22 protein-coding genes and 1 rRNA gene are annotated in these 24,249 nt (G+C 24.6%); 11 read left to right on the top strand and 12 right to left on the bottom strand.

Annotation, left to right across the window (positions count from 1 at the left end):
- Positions 1-10 precede the first annotated feature (10 nt).
- Positions 11-124, top strand: a 5S ribosomal RNA gene (gene rrf, locus C7380_RS10870).
- 47 nt (positions 125-171) lie between these two features.
- On the opposite strand, the gene C7380_RS10865 is transcribed toward rrf, so the two are convergent.
- The 12 genes from C7380_RS10865 to C7380_RS10810 all read right to left on the bottom strand — a co-directional run bounded on the left by C7380_RS10865 (position 172) and on the right by C7380_RS10810 (position 12,708).
- Positions 172-2,454 carry an HD domain-containing phosphohydrolase gene (locus C7380_RS10865; RefSeq protein ID WP_109605823.1) on the bottom strand — a complete coding sequence of 761 codons (2,283 nt, stop codon included), beginning with the start codon at positions 2,452-2,454 and terminating at the stop codon, positions 172-174.
- 83 nt (positions 2,455-2,537) lie between these two features.
- The gene (gene ispE, locus C7380_RS10860; protein ID WP_109605821.1) at positions 2,538-3,296 is read right to left on the bottom strand and encodes a 4-(cytidine 5'-diphospho)-2-C-methyl-D-erythritol kinase; all 759 of its coding nucleotides are present in this window, start codon (positions 3,294-3,296) and stop codon (positions 2,538-2,540) included.
- Between the two features lie 9 nt (positions 3,297-3,305).
- Positions 3,306-3,896, bottom strand: a complete 591-nt coding sequence (locus C7380_RS10855; RefSeq protein ID WP_109605819.1) for an NUDIX domain-containing protein — start codon at positions 3,894-3,896, stop codon at positions 3,306-3,308.
- Positions 3,897-4,427 carry an ATP-dependent protease subunit HslV gene (gene hslV, locus C7380_RS10850; protein WP_109605817.1) on the bottom strand — a complete coding sequence of 177 codons (531 nt, stop codon included), beginning with the start codon at positions 4,425-4,427 and terminating at the stop codon, positions 3,897-3,899.
- Positions 4,428-4,441: 14 nt separating this feature from the next.
- Positions 4,442-5,326, bottom strand: a complete 885-nt coding sequence (locus tag C7380_RS10845) for a D-alanine--D-alanine ligase (RefSeq protein ID WP_109605815.1) — start codon at positions 5,324-5,326, stop codon at positions 4,442-4,444.
- Entirely contained in the window at positions 5,323-7,572 is a 2,250-nt protein-coding gene (topA, locus tag C7380_RS10840) for a type I DNA topoisomerase (RefSeq protein ID WP_109605813.1), read from the bottom strand. Before topA ends, C7380_RS10845 begins: the two co-directional genes overlap by 4 nt.
- Complete coding sequence (locus tag C7380_RS10835; RefSeq protein WP_109605811.1) at positions 7,572-8,615, bottom strand: 3'-5' exoribonuclease YhaM family protein; 1,044 nt, start codon at positions 8,613-8,615, stop codon at positions 7,572-7,574. The genes topA and C7380_RS10835 overlap by 1 nt, the downstream gene beginning before the upstream one ends.
- A complete protein-coding gene (alr, locus tag C7380_RS10830) occupies positions 8,608-9,726 on the bottom strand; it encodes an alanine racemase (protein ID WP_109605809.1) in 1,119 nt (372 codons plus the stop codon). The genes C7380_RS10835 and alr overlap by 8 nt, the downstream gene beginning before the upstream one ends.
- On the bottom strand, positions 9,723-10,115 hold the full coding sequence (locus tag C7380_RS10825; RefSeq protein ID WP_109605807.1) for a hypothetical protein: 393 nt from the start codon (positions 10,113-10,115) through the stop codon (positions 9,723-9,725). The genes alr and C7380_RS10825 overlap by 4 nt, the downstream gene beginning before the upstream one ends.
- Positions 10,116-10,247: 132 nt before the next feature.
- Entirely contained in the window at positions 10,248-10,715 is a 468-nt protein-coding gene (locus tag C7380_RS10820; protein ID WP_109605805.1) for a 23S rRNA (pseudouridine(1915)-N(3))-methyltransferase RlmH, read from the bottom strand.
- Positions 10,712-11,596, bottom strand: coding sequence for a hypothetical protein (locus tag C7380_RS10815; RefSeq protein ID WP_109605803.1), 885 nt, complete (start codon positions 11,594-11,596; stop codon positions 10,712-10,714). The genes C7380_RS10820 and C7380_RS10815 overlap by 4 nt, the downstream gene beginning before the upstream one ends.
- 8 nt (positions 11,597-11,604) lie before the next feature.
- On the bottom strand, positions 11,605-12,708 hold the full coding sequence (locus C7380_RS10810) for an FtsW/RodA/SpoVE family cell cycle protein (protein ID WP_158274880.1): 1,104 nt from the start codon (positions 12,706-12,708) through the stop codon (positions 11,605-11,607).
- A 143-nt stretch (positions 12,709-12,851) separates the two neighbouring features.
- Here C7380_RS10810 and C7380_RS10805 point away from each other — a divergent pair, with 143 nt between their 5' ends.
- Genes C7380_RS10805 through C7380_RS13685 form a run of 10 tightly spaced genes read left to right on the top strand, consistent with a single transcriptional unit; the run spans position 12,852 to position 24,245 of the window.
- Positions 12,852-13,598: a biotin--[acetyl-CoA-carboxylase] ligase gene (locus tag C7380_RS10805; RefSeq protein WP_109605799.1), complete on the top strand. Its 747-nt coding sequence runs from the start codon at positions 12,852-12,854 to the stop codon at positions 13,596-13,598.
- Positions 13,598-14,110, top strand: a complete 513-nt coding sequence (gene hpt / locus C7380_RS10800; protein ID WP_109605797.1) for a hypoxanthine phosphoribosyltransferase — start codon at positions 13,598-13,600, stop codon at positions 14,108-14,110. Before C7380_RS10805 ends, hpt begins: the two co-directional genes overlap by 1 nt.
- A gap of 15 nt (positions 14,111-14,125) precedes the next feature.
- Entirely contained in the window at positions 14,126-14,959 is an 834-nt protein-coding gene (locus tag C7380_RS10795) for a purine-nucleoside phosphorylase (protein ID WP_109605795.1), read from the top strand.
- Between the two features lie 51 nt (positions 14,960-15,010).
- On the top strand, positions 15,011-16,012 hold the full coding sequence (locus C7380_RS10790) for a lytic transglycosylase domain-containing protein (RefSeq protein ID WP_109605793.1): 1,002 nt from the start codon (positions 15,011-15,013) through the stop codon (positions 16,010-16,012).
- 13 nt (positions 16,013-16,025) lie between these two features.
- Positions 16,026-17,579, top strand: a complete 1,554-nt coding sequence (gene fliF / locus C7380_RS10785) for a flagellar basal-body MS-ring/collar protein FliF (protein WP_109605791.1) — start codon at positions 16,026-16,028, stop codon at positions 17,577-17,579.
- Between the two features lie 13 nt (positions 17,580-17,592).
- Positions 17,593-18,600, top strand: a complete 1,008-nt coding sequence (gene fliG / locus C7380_RS10780; protein ID WP_109605789.1) for a flagellar motor switch protein FliG — start codon at positions 17,593-17,595, stop codon at positions 18,598-18,600.
- Positions 18,593-19,303 carry a hypothetical protein gene (locus C7380_RS10775; protein ID WP_109605788.1) on the top strand — a complete coding sequence of 237 codons (711 nt, stop codon included), beginning with the start codon at positions 18,593-18,595 and terminating at the stop codon, positions 19,301-19,303. Before fliG ends, C7380_RS10775 begins: the two co-directional genes overlap by 8 nt.
- Positions 19,290-20,621: a flagellar protein export ATPase FliI gene (gene fliI / locus C7380_RS10770; protein ID WP_109605786.1), complete on the top strand. Its 1,332-nt coding sequence runs from the start codon at positions 19,290-19,292 to the stop codon at positions 20,619-20,621. The genes C7380_RS10775 and fliI overlap by 14 nt, the downstream gene beginning before the upstream one ends.
- Positions 20,622-20,636: 15 nt before the next feature.
- Entirely contained in the window at positions 20,637-22,001 is a 1,365-nt protein-coding gene (locus tag C7380_RS10765) for a carbohydrate ABC transporter permease (protein WP_109605784.1), read from the top strand.
- Between the two features lie 12 nt (positions 22,002-22,013).
- Positions 22,014-24,245: a carbohydrate ABC transporter permease gene (locus C7380_RS13685; RefSeq protein WP_206050585.1), complete on the top strand. Its 2,232-nt coding sequence runs from the start codon at positions 22,014-22,016 to the stop codon at positions 24,243-24,245.
- The last annotated feature ends 4 nt before the right edge of the window (positions 24,246-24,249 follow it).

Raw genomic sequence — 24,249 nt, 5'->3', positions numbered from 1 at the left:
GTGAGTATTTAGGGGTGAGGATAATGAGTTGGGTTCCACCCAGATCCATTCCGAACCTGGCAGTTAAGCCTTCTCATGCTGATGGTAGTACACTTCTTGTGTGCAAGAGTAAGTTTCGCCCCTTCTTTTTTTTTAAGAGAGAACTTCTTTGTTCTCTCTTTTCTTTTATTTTTATTTTTCCGAGTGTTTATCATATATTTCTTTTATTAAATTATTATATTTTATAAAAGTTTCTAATATTTCTGGATTAAAGTTTGTGGGAGATATTCTTTTATCTCCAAATTGTATAATTTCTAAAGATTTTTCATGAGTAAATGGTTCTTTATAAGGCCTTTTTGATCGTAAAGCATCATATATATCGGCAATATTTACTATTTGTGCACATAATGGTATATCTTTTCCATGTATTCCAAATGGGTATCCTTTGCCATCATATTTTTCATGATGATACAAAGCTATTTGTCGAGCCATTTCAAAATATTCATCATCTAATAATGTTTCTGATAATAAAGTATGTTTTTTCATTATTTCCCATTCTTTATCATTTAAAGCTCCATTTTTATCTAATATATCATGAGGAATAAATATTTTACCTATATCATGTAATGGAGCAAAGATTTTAATATCTTCAATATATTTTTTATCTTTATTAAGTTTTTCAGCTATAAATGCTGAAATTAAACCTACTCTGTATATATGCTTTCCTGTTATTTCATCATATGATTCTGCAATATTAGCAAGTTTAGTAGAAAAGTTATAATAAGCTTTTTTTGTGTTATCAAATAATACTTTATTTTGTAAAAATGATTTTATGAGGCTTATGCTTGTTGAGATCATTTTAGGTTCTTTTTGTTGCAAATAATCATCTATTTTTGATAATAAAGACACTATTATATAAGTATCTTTTTCAATTTTAAAATAATTGATATAAACAGGTTCTTCAATTTTAGATATAATCTCTATAAAATCTAAATTTTTTATTTCTAAATTCCTTATTATTTCAATATATTTTTTATTTTTTAAAATATTATAAGAATTTTCTTCAGTTTTATAAATGCATTTAAATAAATTGTTTTTGAATTTTTTTAGTCTAGGATCATTTGTACTTAATAATTCTATTTTATTGTTTGATTTTTTATATAATGTATTATATTTTATATTTTTATTTAAATTTTTAATAAAATCTAATATATTATCATAAAAATTTTTTAATTCTATATTGTCATTATCATATTTTGATACTATTTCTATTATTGATTTTAAATTACTATTAGTTCTTTCTAAATCTAAATATAATTCTTCTAATTGAATATTTTGTGCTTCAAGTTGTTCATTTGCAGCTTCTATAATATTATTTTTCTTTTTCAATTCTATATTTTTTTGATTTAAATTGTTTAATAGTTTGTCCAATGATTTAGAGAATAATTCTATTTCATCATTCGAGTTTATTATGAAAGAATCAATAATATTGTTAGGTTTTTCAAATAAATTTATCTTATTTTTTAATTCATTTATTGATTTTATAGAAGTATTTACTTTATTAGATACATATTTATTTATCAAAATTAGAGATATTATAAATAATAATATACTAAATAATGAAGTTATAAATAAATTTTTATATAAATCATTATAACTAATATAAATTATTAAATTCCAATCATTATTTAATTTTTTATTAAAAACATAAGATAGATCAGAATTTATAAAAGTGGTATATTGGGTTTTCTTTTCTTGAACAAGTTTTATATTTTGATTGTTTATTATATAACCATTTTCATTATACAAATATAGAGTATTTTTATTGAATATAAGATATTTTTTTAAGTATTCTAAAAAATTTTTTGTTAATAAATCTATTCCTACAATTCCAATAAAAGTATCTTGATCATATATTGGTAATGTCATAGAAATATAATTTATGTTTTTCCAATCATAAGGTATACTCCAATATTTTTCTTTGGAATATTTTGGAATATAAAACCAATCTAAATTTGTAGATTCATTATAATAATCATCTTTATTTAGTCTTTCTTGTAATTTATAGTCATTATTTTCTATTTTATAATAAATGTCATATGCTTCATTACTAAGTTCAGGATTAAAAAATATATATACAGAATCATTATTTTGGGTAGAATTTGCTACTTTAAAAAAGAAAGTATTTATTTCATCTAAGTATTGTTCTAAATAAGTATCTTTTTCAGTTTTTAATCTTTGAATATTTATTGTTGAAAGTATATAATCTTTAAGTATGTAAACACTTTTTTCAATATCATAGTTTATATTATTTATATCATTTACAATTTGATTTGAAAGATAGTTAATTTTTTCTGTAGTTGATTTTTTTAAGTTAATTGAGTAAGAAAGAGTTATTATTATAAATATTATGAAGAAAGAAGTAGTATATATATATATAATTGGATTTAAAATTTTATCTTTAATTTTTTTCATAATTAAATCACCACACTTTTTTTAATTAATATTTCAAGTGATTATATTATAACATATTAAAAATAAAAAAATGCAATAAAATTTTATTGCATTTTTAATTTAAAAAAAGTACTTCCAGATCCACTCATCATGGTTAAAGGATTATTTTTAATAAAATTATTTTTTATTAATTTCATTTTCGGATATTTTTTAAATACAACTTGTTCAAAAATATTAAAAAGATTTTTATCAATTTCTTCAATATTTTTAGTTTTTAAACTTTCATATAATTTTAAAGGATCTCCTTTTCTTTTTAAATTATTCCAATTTTTATCAATTTCTTTATACATTTCAGGAGTTGGAATTTCTATTTTTGGAGAATTTAATTCTACATTTAACTTTAAAGGTTCCAATTTTGTTAAAATTTCTCCTTTTCCTTCTGCTAAGGCAGTTCCACCTTCAATAAAAAATGGGATATCACTTCCTAATTTTGAACCTATCTCTTTTAAGTCAGAATTTGAAATATTATAATATTTTCCAAGAAATTTTAGTATAGTTGCAGCATTGGAAGAACCTCCTCCAATGCCACCACCTTTAGGTAATTTTTTTATTAATTTTATTTTCAAATTAAAATCTCTATAATTTGTAATATTTTTAAATAATTTTATTGTTTTATTTATTAAATTTGATTCCCAAGGGATATTAAGGTTTGATGTATAATATTCTTTATCAGATATTTCAATATCGATTGAATCATAATAATCAATTTCGTGAAATAAAGTTATAATGTCATGAAATCCGTCATATCTTTTTTTTGTTACATCTAAATATAAGTTTATTTTAGCTTTTGATTTATAAATCATTTTTTGACCTCAAATATTTATATTTAACTGATTTAATGATATTTTTGTCCAAGTTTCAAAATTTTCTTCTTTTAAATTTTCAATTTCTTCTTTTTTAAGCCAATTTGCTTCAAAGTTTTCAACTTCTTTTATTTCTGCATTTTTAACTTGTGCTGTAAATAATATACCGATATGAACTCTTGAAACTTCATTTGAATCATCATATATCAGTCCAAGATATTTCAATTCCTCTAAATCTTTAATTTTTAATTCTTCATTTATTTCTCTATTTAATCCATTGAAAAATGTCATTTCAGGGTTTTCAGAATAATCATCTAAATTTATATGACCGCCTATTCCTGCAGATATTTTTTCATGCAGTCTTTTTTCAGATTGATTTTTTGTTCTTTTTGTTATTAATATTTGATCATTAGTATTTTTAAAAATAACATATGGAATTATTTGTTTGAAATTTTCATCATTTTCAGCTTTATCTCTGTCTAAAAAAACAGAATTTTTAAATATTATATTTAGATTTTTGAATAGTATTTTATTGAATGGTTTGATATCTTTTAAAGTTTCTTTTATTATATCGTTTTTTACAGACCAAACTTTTTCCAATTAAATCTCCTCCACAGATATATTGTGATTTGTATATATACATATGTCTGCAGCTATTTTTAAGGATTTTTCAGCTATTTCTTTTGCATCTAATTCTGTATTTTGTTCTAATGCTTTTGCAGCTGCTAAAGCGTATGATCCTCCTGAACCTATTGCCATTATATTACCTTCAGGTTCCATTACTTCTCCATTTCCAGATATTAATAATAAATGATTTTTATCTGCTACCATCAGTAAAGCTTCTAATTTTCTTAAAGCTTTATCTGTTCTCCATTCTTTTGTTAAATTTACAGCTGCTTTTAATAAATTACCATTAGATTCTTTATATTTAGATTCAAATCTTTCGTATAATGCTAAAGCATCAGCAACTGATCCGGCAAATCCAGATATTACATTTCCATTTCCTAATCTTTTTACTTTTACAGCTGTACCTTTAAAAACAGTATTTCCCATAGTAACTTGACCATCACCAGCTATTACAGTTTTATTATTTTTTTTAACACCTATTATAGTAGTTCCTTTAAATTCCATTTTTATTCCTCCAATCATATATGGTTATTAATAATAATTTCAACAAGTTTTGTGAAATCTATTCCAGCAGCATTTGCTGATGTAGGTAAATCGCTTAAATTAGTGAGACCCGGAACTGTATTTATTTCTAGTATATAAGGGTTATTATCTTTTATTATTATATCTATTCTAAATATATCTTTGAAATTAAAATATTTTAAGAGTGTATTTTTTGTTTTTTCAATTTCATTCTTTATTTTAGGATCTTCTATGTTGTCTATTATTAAGTTAGTAAATCCTTCTGTATATTTAGATTGATAATCATAGAATTCTTTTTTTGGTTTTATTTTTAAATATGGTAAAGTTATAAAGTTTTGTGAATTTTCTAAAACTGATATTGTATATTCTTCACCTTTTATATATTCTTGTATCATTGTTTGATTATATTTTTTTAAATTGTATTTTAAATATTCTGAATATTCTTTTTCATCATGTGCAATAAATACACCGTTACTTGATCCACCTTTTCTTTGTTTTATTATAACTGGATAGTTTTCAAAAGGATTTTTTATATATTCCTTCGTTATATGGGTTTTTGGAAGATTTAATTTGTCTTTAAAAAATTCATAAAAAGCATATTTGTCATAAGTTATATAACATGCATCTGAATCAGAACAAGTATATTTTTTGTTTAAGGTTTCAAGAAATCCTTGTATTTTTCCATCTTCTCCATAATCACCATGTATACAATTAAAAACAATATCTATTTCTTGTATTTTTTTAAAAAAGTCTTTATCTGTAGGTTCAAATATGATAAAATCATAATTTAGTTTTTCAAGACTTTTTTTTACATTATAAGCACTTTTTAAAGAAATTTCTCTTTCTTCACTTTTTCCACCAACTATGAGTCCTATGTTCATTTTTTCTTTATCTCCTCAATATCATAAAATGTTTTTGTTTCTGGGTTATATAATTTTTCTTCTTTGTTTTTATAATAATAAAATAAAGTTTGATTTGTTTCTGGATCTTTATAATTTGAAGGCTCATTCCAAAACATTTCTCCACAGTCTTTATTAGTACATTTAAAGTATAATTTACCTTTTTTACTTTTTAATTTTGAAACTTCTGAGTTACATTTTGGACATTTTCCTCTTGCTGGAACACTTTTTGTATATTTACATTCTGGATAATTTGAACATGCAATAAATTCTCCAAATCTACCTCTTTTAAGTACAAGTTCTGAACCACAATTAGGACATTTTTCTCCAATTTCATTATTTTCTGATGAAATATCTTCAATATAATCCTTTATATATAATTTTTCTTTTAAAGTAATTCCATACATATAAAATGGAACTTTTTGAGTTTTTTCGCATTTTTCACATTGAAGGTACATGCCGTATCTTCCAAACTGTAATTTCATATTTTCATTACAGTCTTCACATTTTACATCTGATTCATAATTTAGTTTTAATTCAAAATTTTTTATTTTTTCACTTGCATCATTTAAAAAATTTTCAAAAGATGAATAAAAAGTTTTTAATACTATTTTTGAATTATTTAAACCTTCTTCTATTTTATCTAAATCTTCTTCCATGTTTGCTGTAAAATTTGTATTGATAATATCTGGAAAATTGTTTTCTAAAAAATCTGTAACTATGAATCCAGCGACAGTAGGCCTTAAGATATTTTTTTCAATTTTGTTTATATATTTTCTTGTTATTAATGTCGAAATTATAGTTGAGTATGTTGAAGGTCTTCCAATTCCATTAGATTCTAATTCTTTTACTATAGAAGCTTCGGAATATCTTGGAGGTGGCATGGTTTCTTTTTCTTCGTTTTTTACATCTTTACCTTTAAAAACAATATCATCTTTTAACTTATATATAATTTCTTTATTATTATGACTCCAAAATACTTCAAATCCTTCAAATATTTTTTCTTTTGATATCAATTCAAATGTATATTTTTTTTCTTGATCTGATAACTCATATTTTGTTTCTATATATTTTGCATTTGATGTTTGAGAGGCCATGAATCTTTCCCAAATCATTTTATATAATTTTATAGTATCTCCAGATAATATTTTTTTTGCTTTTTCTGGAGTCATATTTATATCAGTAGGTCTTATAGCTTCATGAGCATCTTGTGTTTTATTTTTTGATTTTTTTTCTTTATATTTGCTTGTATATTCTTTACCATAATTTTCTTCAATGAATTTTTTAGCTGCATTTTGTGCGATATCAGAAACTCTTTTTGAATCTGTTCTCATATAAGTTATAAAAGCCAAATTACCATCATTTGTTTCTATTCCTTCATAAAGTTTTTGAGCTATTTGCATAGTTTTTTTTGATGACCAACCTAAAATTGAAACTGCAGATTGTTGTAAAGTTGAAGTTATAAAAGGATCAGGTGATTTTCTAAGACTATCTTTAGTTTTTTTATTAAATAATTTTATATCTTTATCTTTTAGATAATCTAATATTAAATCTTTTTTTTCTTGATCTATTTTTTCATTTTTAATTTTTTTCCCATTTTCTTTCACTAAAGGAATTTTTATATTATCTTTTTCTAAATATATTTTAAAATATTTTTTTGATTTAAATTGAAAAATTTTTCTTTCTTTATCTACTATAAGTTTTAAAGCAGCTGATTGAACTCTACCAGCACTTGTTTTATAATTTTTAAATACTTTCCATACTAATGGACTAACTTTGTAACCTACTATTCTATCTAAGATTCTTCTTGCAATTTGAGCATCAACCTTGTTTAAAGATATTTGTAGAGGTTTTTTTATGGAATCATTTATAGAATTTTTTGTTATTTCAGTAAATATAATTCTGTTTTTTTCTTTAGGATCTAATCCTAATATTTGAGATAAATGCCAAGCAATTGCTTCACCTTCTCTATCCATATCTGAAGCAAGTAAAATTTTTTTGTTTTTGACTTTAGATTTTATCTCTTTTATAACCTTTTCTTTTCCGCTCATTGTTTCAAATTCAGGTTCAAAATTATTTTCTATGTTTACACCAAATTTTTTCTTTGGTAAATCTCTTATATGCCCTTTTGAAGCTATAACTTCAAAATCTTTTCCCAAATATCTTTCTATTGTTTTAGCTTTTGCAGGTGATTCAACTATTACAATATATTTTGAATTTTTTGACATTACAAATCCTCCTGAGTCTTTATCATTAATTTTCTTCCGAGTCTTTTGTCAAAGAAGCTCCAATTTGAGTTGTTGTTATTAATATCATTATTATTTTCTATTATTTCTGATATTTGAGCTATTTTTGAGTCAATATTATCAGCATAGTGAATAATAAATGCTTCTATTGTTTTTGGAAGTATAGGACTACCATATTCTATTTCTCCGTGATGGGATAGAATTATATGGTTTAATTGATTTAATTTTATAAAATCAATTTTCTCTATAAATCTTAATTTAGAATTTATAATGTTTAAACCAATAGCTATATGACCTAATAATTCACCATTTTCAGTTTTTTCTATCCCCGTATTTGTTATTTTATATTCATATATTTTTCCCAAATCATGTAATAAAGCTCCAGATATTATAAGATCTTTATCAACTTTTATTTCATAATTATTTGCAATATTTTCTGCCATCATTAATACTTTTAATGTATGCTCTAATAAGCCATTTTTATAGGCATGATGAACTGTTATAGCTGCTGGTGATTCAATGAAAAGATCATGTATTTTTTTATCTTTTAAAAGTATTTCTGAAGTTAATTTTTTTAAAAATGGGTCTTTAATTTTTTCAATATTTAAGTTTAAATCGTTTATTAAAGTATTTATATTTTTATTAGAAGTTTTTATATACTTATCTTGGTTTTTTACATCTTTTATTATTTCTATAGTATAATTTTTATCTAAATTTATTTGAGGTCTATTTTCAAATATAACAGATTTACCTCTAACTTTTATTATATCTTCAATGTTTATGATCTTATCATGGTCTTCAGCTTTGAACCAATCTATTATTCTCAAAGATTCAGTTTTATCTTTTATAGTGATTAAAAGAAAGACTTTACCATCTTTTGTATTTTGTAATTTTTTAGATACGACTTTTCCTTCAACTTCTATTAATTTTCCAATTTCTATATCTTTTATAAACTCATAATAATTAAACTCATCTTTAAAAATAGATTTGTCTATCATTTGGCCTATACTGTATTGTTCATTCAATATATTTTCCTCCCTTTTTGTAGATTCTTTTGATTCTCTTAGTAATTTTTGAAGTTATTTCATAGTTAATTGTGTTGGCTTTTTCAGCATGTTCATTTGCTGTTGGATACTCTCCAAATATTATAACTTTATCACCAGTTTTAGCATTTAAATCATTTAGATTTACAACCATTTGATCCATTGAAATATTTCCTATTATTTCACATTTTTTTCCTTTTATATTTATAAAAGTTTTATTAGAAAGATTTCTAAATATACCATCAGCATAGCCTATTGGTATTATAGCTGTATTTATATCTTTATTTGTTTTATAAGTTCTACCATATCCAATTGTATCCCCTTTTTTTACATTATTTATTTTTGATATGGTACTTATAAGAGTCATAACTGGTTTTAATTCTTTAAATTGTTTTTTTGAACTTGGTTGAAGTCCATAAGTTGCAATTCCAGGCCTAACAAAATCTAAAGACATTTCAGGATGAAATAAACTCGCTGCAGAATTTGAAATATGTCTAATTGAAAAGTTAATATGTTTTGAATTTAAATAATTTTCAAAATTTTTAAATTCTTTAAATTGTTCAATTATAAATTCATCATCTTCATCAGCAGTAGCAAAATGTGAATAAATACCTTCTATTTTAATATTTTTTTCTTTTATTTTTCTTAAAATTTCATCTATTTCATAATCGTTTAAGCCTATTCTATTTATGCCTGTATTATAATTTAAATGAAATTTAAATTTTTGAATATTTTTTCCAGAATAATACAATATTTTTTCTAAAAATTCTAAAGATGAAATTGTAGGTATTATATATTCAGAATAATCATCTATATATTTCATCATTTCGGGATTAAAGTAGTTAAAAACTAATATTGGTTTTTTAATTCCATTTTTTATTAATTCTACTGCTTCATCTAAAAATGCGACTGCAAATCTTTCATATCCTTCTTTTAAAGCATGTTTTGCTAAGACTTTGCTTCCATGTCCATATGCATCTGCTTTTAAAACTGGCATTATTTTTGTATTTGTTTTTTTGTTTATATATTCAAGATTTTGTAGATAATTATCTATATCAATTAATGCAAAAGTTCCACGATTATCAAATATCAATTTAGTTCCCCCTTAAGAAGATTCAATAAAAGATTTATATTTTCTATTTTATTTGATATTATTATTTCATTATTTTGAAGTTTTATTATTAGATTTTTTGAGGTTAAAACTGTATCTTTTACATCCTTTATTTGATATTCAACATATCTTGGATTGAAAAAACCAAAGTTTATATAAAAAAGCTTTTTTTGACTATCTACTATTATTGGGAACTTCATATATTTTCTTATAAAAAAAATTAAAATGGATGAAAAACAGATTAAAAATAAAAATCCCAAAAAATTATTTTGAGTTTTAGAAATTAAATAATTTCCAATATAAAATATTATAAAAGCTAAAATTATTGGTAATATATGAAAAATTTTTAAGTATCTAAAATTATATCTCATAATATATTATTCTCCTAAATATTAATTAAATTATTCAAATTTATTATACTCTAACTTATATGATTATACAAATTTTTAATAAAAAAATATATATTTTTTTATTAAAATAATAAAAAGGACAGCTTAGCTGTCCTAATAATGATATTTTTCATTGTTATTTATTTTAAAAGATCTAAATATTTGTTCTGCTATGAATAATGAGACCATTTCATGTGTAAAAGTCATTTTAGAAAGTCCCATGATAAGATCTGCTGATTGATATATTTTTTGATGATGTCCAAGAGGACCTCCTATAAAAAAAGTTATATATTTTTTTCCGTAACATTGAAATTTGTCTAATTTTTTAGCAAATTCTATAGAATTAAAGTTTTCACCTCTTTCATCTAAAACTATATTTATTGAGTTTTCCATATATTTTTCTATTTTATTATAATCGTTTAATTTATATTGTTCAGGAGATATTTTATTTAAATCTCCCGATAATGGGATTTCTATAAATTCTATTTTTTGAAATTTTGATATCCATTTTAAATACTGTGAAATTCCCTTTTTTATATAAGAAGTTTTTATTGGTCCAATTAATATTATTCTATATTTCATGAAAGTTTAGAGAGAATAAATTCTTCTATTGTTTGTAAATTTCCTTCAATATTATTATCAGCAATTTTTTTAAATGAATCTATTAATATTGAAGAAGTTAATGGTGTTGGAATATTTATTTTTTCTATTTCACAGTCAAAATGTTCAATTACTTTTCTCGATGTATAATATATATCTAATAAAGAAATATCTGATACTTTTGCGTTTAAAGTTAAAATGAAATTATTATCACTTTTTTTATCTATAAATATACTTCCTGGGATTTCAACTAATAATTCTCTTTTTATTTGTTCAGCAAGCCATCTGTTTTTTGAATTTATATAAAAATCTAATGTTATTAAATAACTCCTAACTCCAATTATACATCCTCCAGCATTTTCATTTGGCTCATTTGGTCCAAAATCAGATGTAAGCTTTCCTGTTTTCATTCTCCATTTCAATGATTCAAAACCATCTTTTCTTATATAATTTATATGTTTTTTGTTTGAAATATCAGTAGAATTTTCATATGAGAAAATTGGAATATTAAATTTAGAAGAAATTTTTTCAGAAAGATCGAGAGCCATTTTTTGAGCTTCATCATTTGTTATTTCTGTTATGGGAATTATAGGTATAACATCCACAGAACCTATTGCTGGATGTGCACCAGAGTGATTTTTCATATCAATTTCATTTATGCATATCTCTGTCATTTTAAATAAATAATTCATAACACATTCTGGTTTACCTATAACAGTTAATAATGTTCTATTATAATATTCATCCATTTTATAGGATATAACCCACATTTTTTCATATTCATTTGCCATGTCAATTATTTTTTTTATTAATTTTTCATCTTTTCCTTCGCTAATATTTGGGACAGCCCCCAATAATTTCATAATTAAATTCACCTCTTTATATTTTTATTAGTCATAGCTCCCTTAGTGGCTATTCCTAAAAGTATTGAAAATGATATTGTAGAAGTTCCTCCAGCAGACAAAAAAGGTAATGCAATTCCAGTAACAGGCATTATTCCCATATTCATACCAATATTTTCAAAAATATGAAAGAATAATAAAAATGCAGAAACGATATAAAAGTACTTCCAAAATATATCATAACTTATTTTATAAAGTTTATACAATCTTAATAAGATTAAAAGATAGAGAAATAGTACTAAAGAAATACCAATAAATCCAAATTCTTCCCCTATTACCGAAATGATAAAATCACTATGATTTTCAGGTACAAAATTTCCCAAATTCATATATCCATTCATATAACCTCTTCCCAATATTCCGCCAGAACCTATAGCTCTTGTAGATTGTATTACATTATAACTTATTCCTGAAGAATAAGCTTCTGGAGATAAAAATCCTATTATTCTTGCTTTTTGATAATCTTTCATAAAGAAAAATAAAACTGGTGCAGCAGCCATTCCAGAAAAAAATAAAAATTTCCACAAGAATTCAAATTTTCCAGATAAAAATATAAAAATAAACCATATTAATAATACTATAAAAGTAGTTCCTAAATCTGGTTCTTTATATATTAAAATTGCGGAAAATATAACCAATATAGATGAAAAATAAAAATGTTTTTTTGATTTATAAGACAATATATAACTTAGGTAAAGAATTAAAAATAATTTAAAAAATTCAGAAGGTTGAAATCCTCCGAGAGGTCCAAGTCTTATCCATCTCTTTGCCCCATAAGTAGTTGTTCCTAAAAATAAAACAGCTATTAATGATAAAAATGAAAGTATGAAAAAAATTGGAATAGATTTCTTAAAGGTTCTGTCTGGAATTATTAAAATAAAATTATAAATTATAAATCCAACTATTATAAATAAAATTTGTTTTTCTGATACAGATTCTCTATAGGTATTTAATACAGAACTTTTTATTGCGAAATAACCTATTATAGCCAAAATAATATAAGAAAAAAATAAAATATATTCAAATCTTACAAATCTTTCATTTTTATCATTGAATTTTTTTAACAAGTTCATCATTTCACCTCATTATTATTTTATAAAGTAATTATAACATTTAAAAGTTTAAAAAAGAGTTAAAAAAGACCATTTAAAAGATGACACGGTGTATTACTTATGTTATAATAAATATATAATAAAATATTGAATGGTGGTTTGAGATGATAGGAGAAAATTATATACATTTTTATGATATAGATTCTACTAATAACTATTTAAAAAATAATTGGAGAAATTTGCCATCGGAGACAGTTGTGAGGGCCAGTGTACAAAATTCTGGTTATGGTAGAAAAGGAAATCATTGGTCATCTGAGTTGGGTGGTTTATGGTATTCTGTTTTGTTTAAACCTAAGAGTAGACCTTTGAATCCTTGGCATTATGTTAGAGTTTTTTCTTTGGCTATATACGACACTTTAGCTAAATATAGTATAAATGCAAAAATAAAATGGCCTAATGATTTATTAGTTAATGATAAAAAAATTTGTGGTATTGTCGGTGAAAGCATAATAACTGGAAAAGTTCCCAATGCCATAATTGTTGGAATTGGTATAAATGTAAATAATGATATTCCGTATCATTTGAAAAATTATGCTGTAAATTTAAAATCTTTGATAGATAAAGAAGTAAGTGTTGAAAAGATTATGAATGAAATAAATCATAAAGCTTATAATTCTTATTATTTAAGGTATTTAAAGGAAAAATCTGTTTCTGTTATTACAAAAAAATGGCTCAAAGTTTTAAATATAAAGATTAATGATGAAGTTACTTTGATCAATTTGAATGAAAAAAAAGAAAATGTTTTTATTGAAAAAATAACACCAGATTATTTGGAGGTTATTGATATAGATGGCAATATAAAAAAAATATATGCAGGTGAAATAAGCGTTCGAAAATCGGGAGGTAAATGATGAATATCAAAGAATTAATAAGTGAGGAACAAATAGAAGAAAGAGTGAAAGAAATGGGAAAAGAAATCACAGATTATTATAAAGAGAAAACAGATGAATTAGTTGCTGTCTGTGTATTAAAAGGGTCAATAAATTTTTATAGTGATCTGGTTAAAAGAATAGATATGAATGTTTTATATAACTTCATTCAAGTGTCAAGTTATTCTGGTAAAAATACTACTGGTAGAATTAAAGTTAAGAGTTGGGTTGAAGAGTCTTTAGAAGGAAAACATGTTTTAATAGTTGAAGATGTTGTAGATACTGGTAATACATTAAAATATATTATAAAATATTTAGAAAGACAAAAACCAGCTTCTATAGAGATAGCATCAGCAGTTGTTAAGAATGTCTATCAACATGGAGTTAATGTTAAATTTCCTGGATTTGATCTTGGAGACTATTTTATTCTTGGCTATGGCCTTGATTATGATCAAAAGTATAGAAATTTGCCATATATTGGTTATGTTGAATAAATAAGGAGGGTTTTTATGATTAAAAATATCGATGAATATGTTAAAAAAGTAGAAGAAGCATCAAAATATATAAAGGAACAAATAAAAGATAATATTGATTTAGCTATTGTTTTAGGTTCTGGACTCGAAACAGTTTTAGAAAGTGTAGAAAGTCCTATCAATATATCTTATGAAAATATACCAAATTTTCCTAAGTCTACAGCCCCTGGTCATAAAGGGGAATTAATAATTGGAAATATAGGTTCTAAAAAAGTATTGCTCATGAATGGTAGGTTCCATTATTATGAGGGATATACTATGAAAGAAGTAACTTTTCCTATTAGAGTTATGAATGAAATTGGAATAAATAAACTAATAGTTACCAATGCAGCTGGTGGAATGAATCCAAATTTTGAAAAGGGTATACCTTGTATATTAACAGACTTCATAAATTTCTTTGGAGATAATCCATTACTTGGAGAGAATAATGACAATTGGGGTCCAAGATTCCCAGATATGTCAGAACCTTTTTCAAAAAAAATGATTGAAGCTGCTTTAAAATCTGCTAAGAATGTAGAAGAAAAAGTATTTACGGGAGTATATCTTGGAATTACAGGTCCAACTTTTGAAACACCTGCTGAATTGAGAATGATGAGAAATTTTGGAGCAGATTTAGTTGGAATGTCTACAGTTCCAGAAGTAATAGTTGCGAATCATGCAGGAATGGAAGTTTTAGGTATCTCAGCTATAACTGATATGGCAATTGCTGAAGGACTTGAAAAAGTTACATCTGATGATGTTTTAGAAGTTGCTAAGAATGCTGGTAGAAAAATCTCTAAAATAATTATGGATTTAATAAACAATATGTGATCCGGATTTTCCCAATCCGGATACTTTTTTTACTATCTTGGGGGCATTTTAATGAAAAAAAATATTATTTTATTTGTATATGTAACTTTTATTTTTATACATTTATTTTCTTTTTTTAATAAATATGAAAGGTTATTTCTAAAACCTGGATATTATTTTGAATATAATATTAGCAATAATAAACAGGTCAATTTTAATTTGTTCAATATTTCAAAATTCCCTGTATTGGATAGTAATGAAATCCTTTCTAAAGCTTGGTCTCAACAAAGAAGTTTGATTGGTGGACAAATTATGGTAGAATCTTCAAATTATACACATGCAATATCTTCATCAAATGCAATGGGACTTTTACAAATGAAATATTTAACTGGACAAGATTTATATGTATATAATTTATTCGATCCTTATGATAATTTAAAAGGAGCTTTGGAATATCATGGTTATCTTAGATTATTATTTGATGATGAAAAAAAGCAAATAGCAGCTTATCATGATGGTCCTTCAAAAATACTAAAGAATGGAATGACATCATCAGGCGAATTATATTATTTAAAAGTTAAAGAGCAACAAAAAAAATATCAGAATAGAAAAATATATTCACCTTTTATTTATGGCTTAAGTTTTGGATATGATGGCTTAAATCTCGATGTTGAAAAAATAAATACATCGATATATTTGTCTGCGGCTTACAGAAAAATCGAGTTTTATTCAGATTTATATATCAATTTATCTAAGAAAAGTGATATAATAAAAAGTGATTTTAATTTTGAAATTTCTGTTTTATATTATCCTTCGACGGTATTTGCTTTTGGAATAGAAAATTTATCTGGAGTAATAAGAATAGGGTTACCCTGGGAACATTTTATATTAAAATTTTATAATGATCCTGAATTTTCTTATTTTAAAAAAATCAATGATATAGTTGATTTTAAAGCAATTTTGAGAAACAATTACTCCAAATTAGGTTTTGGTTTTAAATATAAAAATATACAAAGTGATTTATATTATGAGATATTTTCAAATTCATTTATTTTTGAAATTAAACTATTTTGAGAGGGGTTTGTAAATGGGTAAATACTTAGCGAAAATTCGTGAATGGTGGTTAAGTCTTGAAAAAAGACAAAAAGTTATTTATTCCTCTTTACTTGCAGGGTTAATACTCGTGGTTATAGTGTCTGTTATTCTTTTAAACAAAGTTACTTATAGTTTTTTTCTTTCTGGTGTTGAACAATCAGAAGCTGGAAATATAATTTCTAAGCTTGAAGAGATGAACATAAAGTATAAAGTTACACCAGGTGGATCTATATATGTTGCTGATGTTAATGTAAATGAATTAAGAATGAAAATGGCTGCGCAAGGAACTCTTGGAGGAACTAATAGAGGATATGATTTGCTTAGTAATCAAGGTTTTGGAGCTACATCATATGATAAACAAGTTAATTATCAAATAGCTTTAGAAGGAGAATTATCTAAGAGTATATCTACAATACAAGGCGTTAAGTATTCAAGAGTACATTTAGTTATTCCGCCAAGAACATATTATCAAGTCGGTGAAACTGCTAAACCGAGAGCATCAGTCCTTTTAATATTAGATGCAGGTTATACTTTGAAAAATGATCAAGTTATGGGAATAGTAAATTTCATAACTGGTTCTGTACAGGGACTTGAAAGAGAAAATGTTAAAGTAGTTGATAATTATTCTAATGACTTAACAGCTAGTGTAACTGATTATGGAGTTGGAAATGCAAATACTAAATTTCAATTAAAAAAACAACTTGAAGACTATTATTCTGAAAAAGTTGAACAAAATCTTCAAACTATATTTGGTTTGGGGAATGTCGTTGTTATACCAGAAATAAATTTAAACTGGGAAAAAATAGAAAGTGAAGAAAGAGAGTTAAAACCTTCCACTAAAGATAAAGGAATAATATTAAGCCAACAAAATGAAAGTCAAGAGTCGTATGATAACAATTCTACTCAAGGAGTAGTTGGAACTGATTCGAATGTTCCGCCTTTTACATATCAATCTCCTGAGAATGCAGATGGAATACTTTATAAGAATTCAAAAACAATTACTAATTATGATGTTGGGGAAATTTATAAAAAAACTGTTGAAGATAAAAATGGAGAAATATCTTCAAAATCATTCACAGTTTTTGTTGATTTTCAAAAAGCTAATATACCTGAAAATGATGAAATCAAACAACAATTTACACAAGCAATTTCTAATGCGGTAGGTACTTCACAAGAAAATATAACTGTTATGTCTATGGCATTTAATAGAGAATATGAAACTATTAGAGCTGAACTTGAACAAAATATTAAAGAAAAAAATGATAAAATTATTTTAATTCTTACATTGATAATAAGTGTTAGTTTATTAACATTATTAATGTTTGTAGTTATGAAATTGATGAAGAGAAGAAAAACAAGAAAAATAATTGAAGAAAGAAAAAGAAAACTTGAAAGTAGAGTTAAAGAAGTTGTTAGTGAATTAGAAGAAGAAACTATAGAAGAATATACACCTGCTCAAGAAGCTCAAAAGAAATTAGAAGAAATTGTTGATGCGAGACCAGAAGATGTTGCCGAAATCATAAAAATCTGGATAAATTCGCAATAAGGGAGGGATTTATATGGAAAAAAATGAATTGAATGGAATTAAAAAATCAGCAATTTTATTAGTTCTTATGGGTTCTGATAGAGCGGGGAAAGTTTTGAAAAAATTAAATGATACGGATGTAGAGCAATTAACGCTTGAAATAGCTAATTTAGAAAAAATAGAGGAACCTATAAAAGAAAATATTTTAGCTGAATTTTTTGAATTTGCTAAGGTTAAAGAGTTTATCAATAAAGGTGGAGTAGAATATGCAAAACAACTTCTTGAAAATGCATTTGGTCCTGATAAAGCAATAGAAATAATAGAAAAATTGGTATCTAATTTACAGGTTAAACCTTTTGATTTTCTGAGAAAAATAGATGTTGCACAAATGGTAAATGTTTTACAAAATGAACATCCTCAAACAGTAGCTTTGGTTTTATGTTATTTACCTCCTGTTACTTCATCTCAAGTAATTGCAAATTTGCCAGAATCATTGCAAGTAGATGTAATAAAGAGAATATCTGTAATGAATTCAGCAACTCCTGATGTGGTAAAAGAAATAGAGTCAAAGATGAAAGATAGACTTTCAACATTTACGGTTCAAACTTTTTCTCAGGTTGGAGGAATAGAAGTTTCAGCTGAAATAATGAATAGTATAGATAGAGTTGTAAGTAAAAATATTTTTGACAGACTTTCTGAAAGAGATCCTAAACTTTCAGAAGAAATTAGAAAAAGAATGTTTGTTTTTGAAGATATTGTTAAACTTGATGATAGAGCAGTTCAAAGAATTGCAAGAGAAATCGAAACAAAAGATCTTACTTTGTCTTTAAAAGGAGCTTCTGAAGAAGTAAAAGAAAAAATGTTTTCAAATATTTCAAAAAGAGCTGGTCAGATAATAAAAGAAGAATTAGAATTTATGGGTCCTGTTAGAGTTAAAGATGTTGATGAGGCTCAACAAAGAATAGTCAATATAATAAGAAAGTTAGAAGAATCAGGTGAAATAATAATTGGTGGTGGTGGAGGTGAAGAACTAATTGTATAATAAAAAAATAATAGATAATAAGTACGTAGTTCTTGATACCCCAATAAATATAGAAGATAAAGATAAAATTAATAAAATAAACGAAAATAATAAAAGTTTGATTTTAGAGAAAGAAATAGAAATCAAATTGAAAGATGCTGAAAAAAAATCTGAGACATTAATAGAAGAAGCAATTTCAAAATCTAAAAAAATATTAGAAGAAGCAAGAATAAAAGCTGAAAATGAATCCAAAAAAATTCATGAAGAATCATTAAAAGAAATAGAAAATCTTAAGTTAAAAGAAGTTGATAATTTTAAAGAAAAACTTCAAAAAAATTTAGATGAATTAGATCATTATTATGATGATCTAATTTCATCATCTAATTACTTTATTTTTGAAGTCATAAAAACGGTTACAAAAAAATATTTAAATGAAGAAATTTTTAATAAACCAATATGGTTAAATGAGGCAATATCAAGATTAAAAAATCGTCTTACAACTTATAGTAAAGTAAAGATAAGAATGAATTCTAATATGAATGAAAAATATTATGAAATTTTTAAAGAACTTTTATCTGATTCATTCACTATAAAAGAAGATAACTCATTAGAAGATAATCAAATAATTGCAGACACTGAATCAGGCATTTTTGATATAAATCCTGAAATGTATATAGAAGAAATAATGAACTCTTTGGAGGAATCCATAAATGAGGAAAATTGATTTTGAAAATATACTCTATAATTTTAAAAATAATTTAAAAAGCAAATCCAATTTAATATTAGAAGGAAAAGTTAACAGAATTGTTGGAGTTACTATAGAATCAACAGGACCAGATGCTGCTATAGGCGATTTATGTAAAATAAAATTAAAAAATAAAAACACTTCTCTTGCTGAAACAGTAGGATTCAAAGATAATAATTTATTACTCATGCCTTATGAAGATGTAGAAGGGTTATATGTTGGGGCTTCTGTAAAAAAATTAAATAAAAAAGTTTCAATAAATGTTGGAGATGAACTTTTAGGAAGAGTAGTTGATGGGCTTTGTAGACCAATAGATGAAAAAGATTTAAAACTTAAAGATAGTATAAGTATATATAATTCTCCTCCAAACCCTTTAAAAAGAAAAAATATTGAAAATCCTCTTTCTGTTGGAATTAAAGCTATTGATGGAATGTTAACTATTGGAAGAGGACAACGTATAAGTATAATGGCTGGTAGTGGAGTTGGAAAAAGTACATTATTAGGAATGATTGCGAGAAACACAGAAGCTGATATAAATATAATAGCCTTAATTGGTGAAAGAGGAAGAGAAGTAAGAGAATTTTTAGAAAGGGATCTTGGTGAAAAGGGATTAAAAAAATCAGTAGTAATTGTTTCTACCTCTGATCAACCAGCTCTTATGAGGGTAAAAGCTTTATATACAGCAACTTCTATAGCTGAATACTTTAGAGATAAGGGGAAAAATGTTCTTTTAATGGTTGATTCGCTAACAAGATGGGCTATGGCTAAAAGAGAAATAGGTCTTTCAACAGGTGAACCACCGGCAACTAGAGGATATACTCCAAGTGTTTTTTCAGATCTCCCAAAAATATTAGAAAGGGCTGGTAATTCAGATAAAGGTACTATGACAGGAGTTTATACAGTTCTTGTTGAAGCAGATGATATGAATGATCCAATTGGTGATACAGTTAGAGGTATTGTTGATGGTCATATAGTATTATCCAGAAAATTAGCTGATTCAGGACATTATCCTGCAATTGATATATTATCAAGTGTTTCAAGGGTTATGAATAATGTCATCAGTAAAGAACATTTAATTTCTTCTAGACTTATTAAAGATTTATATTCTACTTATAAAGATGCAAAAGATTTAATTGAAGTAGGGGCTTATAAAAAAGGAATGAATCAAAAGATAGACAAATCCATAGAGTTAATAAATGATATTAATTTATTTCTAACACAAGATGTTTCAGAAAGTTTTCTTATTGAGGATATAGTTCAAAAAATGTTAGAAATATCGAATATGGCCAATAATTAAATGGAGGTATTTTAAATGGGTATTCCTGCAGAGTATTTGATTTTAGTCATTTCTTTTGCAATAGTATTATTCTTATTGCTTTTAAAATTTCTTTTTAAAAAAACTTTAACTCCTGTAAATTACAGGAAAGCAAATGAAAGTATAACAGCTTATTTGTACTTACTACCATCTTTTGTGGTACTTTCAATATTTGTTTTTTGGCCTGTAATATACTCTTTTATTTTAAGTTTTTTTAAATGGGATTTCCAGAATCAGGCAAATCCAGCATTTATAGGTTTAGAAAACTATAAAAAATTATTTCAATTAAAAAATCCTATAGATGTCAGTTTTAATCAAGCCTTTTTTAATTCTCTATTAATTCTTTTGACATTTATATTTTTAATGCATTGGATTTTTGATATTAAAAAAATTCAAAATAAAAAACATAAAAATATAGTTAAAATAATGAGTATTTTGGGGATTGCTGGTATAATTTTGACTGTTTTTTTCAATGTTATTGGAATAATTAGTTCTTTAATTTTGGTTATTGCTTATACAATATTGGCTGCTAAAAAATTTGCTTATAATACAAATGATAAATTAATGGGAAGACTTATATTATTTTTTGTCTTCATATTTTTAACTTCTAAGATAGGGATTTTAGATATAATAAAATATGTTTCTATAGCGAAGCAAGAAGCAGATTTTATAAAAGCTATTTGGAATACTACATATTATGTATTATTATCAACGCCTATAACAATATTTTTGGCGCTTTTAATAGCACTTTTAATGAATAGAAAATTATTTGGAAAAACTTTTTTTAGAACTATTTATTTTATACCTTTTGTAACCAGTGTAGTTGCGGTTTCATTGGTATGGCAATGGATTTTTAATGATAATGGTCTTTTGAACTATTTTTTACAACAAATGGGATTTGAAAAGGTTTTGTGGCTTAAAGATGAAAAGTTTACAATACCAACGGTTGCTATAATATCTATTTGGAAATTGATAGGTTATTATTCTGTAATATTCCTTTCAGGATTACAAAATATAAGTAGAACATATTATGAAGCAGCAGAAGTAGATGGAGCTAATCCATGGCAAAAATTTAAATTTATTACTTGGCCATTATTATCTCCTACAACATTTTTTATTTTGATTGTTTCTATGATAGGTGCATTTAAGGTGTTTTCGGAAATTTTCGTTCTTTATTCAGGTATGCCTGGACCATACAATAACTCTGGTTTAACGGTTGTATATTTTATATATGATAAGTTCTATACACAACAAAGAATGGGAGAAGCAAGTGCTGCAGCTTATGTGCTTTTTGGAATTATTCTTTTGTTCACTTTCATACAAATAAAAGCCGGTAAAAAAAGAGTTCATTATGATTCTTAAGGAGGAATGAAGATGAATTATACTAAGTTTTGGAAAACGCTTATAAATGTAATAATATATTTATTGGTCGCAGGTGGAGCTGTTGTTATGATTCTTCCTTTTGCTTGGATGATAATGACATCATTAAAAACAGATGGAGAAGTTAATAATTGGCCACCTACATGGACATCTAAAAATTTTGGTTCAACTAGAGATATTAATTTGGCAAAAGGATCTTCTACTATTTCAAATAAATCTGTTTTATCATTAACCGAATTTAAATCGTTAACTTCAAATAGTATTTATAATCCTAATAAACTTGTTTATTATGTTAATGATGATAAGGTTAGAAGAGGTGAAATAACTTTAAATTATGATAAAATAAATTTTGCTGATTCTGAAGATTTAAATGTTTTATTAGAAGAATTTTATAAATATTTTGATAATAGTGATGTAAGAAAAGATATTAATTTATTTTTTATAGATAGGGAGGCTACGCCAGAAAATTTTGAAAAATTATATTTTGGATTATTTTCTCCAGAAACGGGCTACTATAAAAAAACTAATATGGTAAAAAATATAATATTAGATCTGAATAAAATGTCAAAATTTATAGATCTTACTTTAGAAAAAAATATAAATCGTTTGCCGTACTTTAGAATAAATGATTCTTATGATCAAAATAGAATAAATGAAATAAATGATAAAAAACAAGAATTTGAAAATTATTTAAAAGTTCTTAGAACAGAAATAAATAAAACTATAAATGAAATTGAAATATATTCAAAAGGTTTAGGTTTGATATCTATTGAAGAAAATGAAAAAATATTGAATTTATTGATGGACTTTAACACAAATATAAAAACTTTTCAAGATTCAATACTATCGAAATCTAATATGTTAATATCTAAAAATATATATGAACCTAATATACAAAATATAAATACATTGAATATGTACTCTTATTTTATTAGTAATTATGAAAATATTCAAAATAAAAAACTTGATAATTTAAAAATAACTTTTAAAGTTCCTTTAAAGGAAGATATGTATAATAATTTTGTAGAAGATATAAAAAAATCTGATTTTTCAGAAGAATTCAAAACAGAAGTTTTAAAATTATCAAATAAAAAAAATATTTTAGAATTAAAAGAATTAGTTATACAACATTTTGAAACAAAAATAATTGAAAATATAAAATCTGATTTTATAAATGAACCAAAAGATTTATCAAGATTTATAAGTGTATTAAGAACTCTTTCAAAAAATAATGCTAATATAAATAATTATGCAGAATATATAACTAATAGTGAGTTTGAATTTATAAATTCAAAGATATCAGATAAACAAAATGAATTTGAGTCACTGTTAAATTTAAGGATTTCTACAGATAATGAATTGAATAAATTTACAAAATTTTATTCAAATAGTATATCAAGAGTAGAATTATTAGAAACTTCAGAAATTATAGATAAAATACTTTATAAAGAGAATTCAAATATAGAAATATATACAAAAAAAATATATTCGAGTTGGTTAATAGATGAAATGCCTATCGCAAAAGCAAATTTTACATTTGGTGAAAAATTTAAAAACATATTTCAAAATTATGTAGATGCATGGAATGCTGCGCCATTTTCTAAATATTATATGAACACCGTTTTAATGGCTACAGCAACAACTGTTTTAGAAATAATAATTGGATCAATGGCAGCTTTTGCTTTTGCAAAATTGAATTTTTTTGGTAAAAATTTTATTTTTACTTTATTTTTGGCTACTATGATGGTACCTGGAGAAGTTATGCTTGTACCAAATTATATTACAATAAGTAGATTTCAATGGATAGACTCATATTATGCATTAATTGTACCTTGGGTTGTAAGTGTTTTTGCTATTTTCTTGTTAAGACAACAATTCCTTACTGTACCTAATGAATTATGGGATGCAGCAAAAATAGATGGTTCTTCAAGTTGGAGGTTCTTGTGGACTGTTATGGTTCCATTAAGCAAACCTTCAATATTAACTGGAGCTTTATTAAAGTTTGTAGGAAGTTGGAATGCATTTTTATGGGTTCTTATAGTTACAAAGAGTCCAGAAATGAGAACATTAGCTGTTGGATTGCAAACATTTAGAAGTGAATCTGGAGAAATATACAATTTATTGATGTCAGCATCTACATTCTCATTAATTCCGGTAATATTATTATTTATACTTCTACAAAACTACTTTGTTGAAGGTATAGCAAAAAGTGGTTTAAAAGGTTAAGGAG

Source organism: Oceanotoga teriensis, from assembly GCF_003148465.1.
Classification (GTDB): Bacteria; Thermotogota; Thermotogae; order Petrotogales; family Petrotogaceae; genus Oceanotoga; species Oceanotoga teriensis.
The sequence above is the reverse complement of the archived record's forward strand: the minus strand, read 5'-3'. Positions and strand labels throughout refer to the sequence as shown.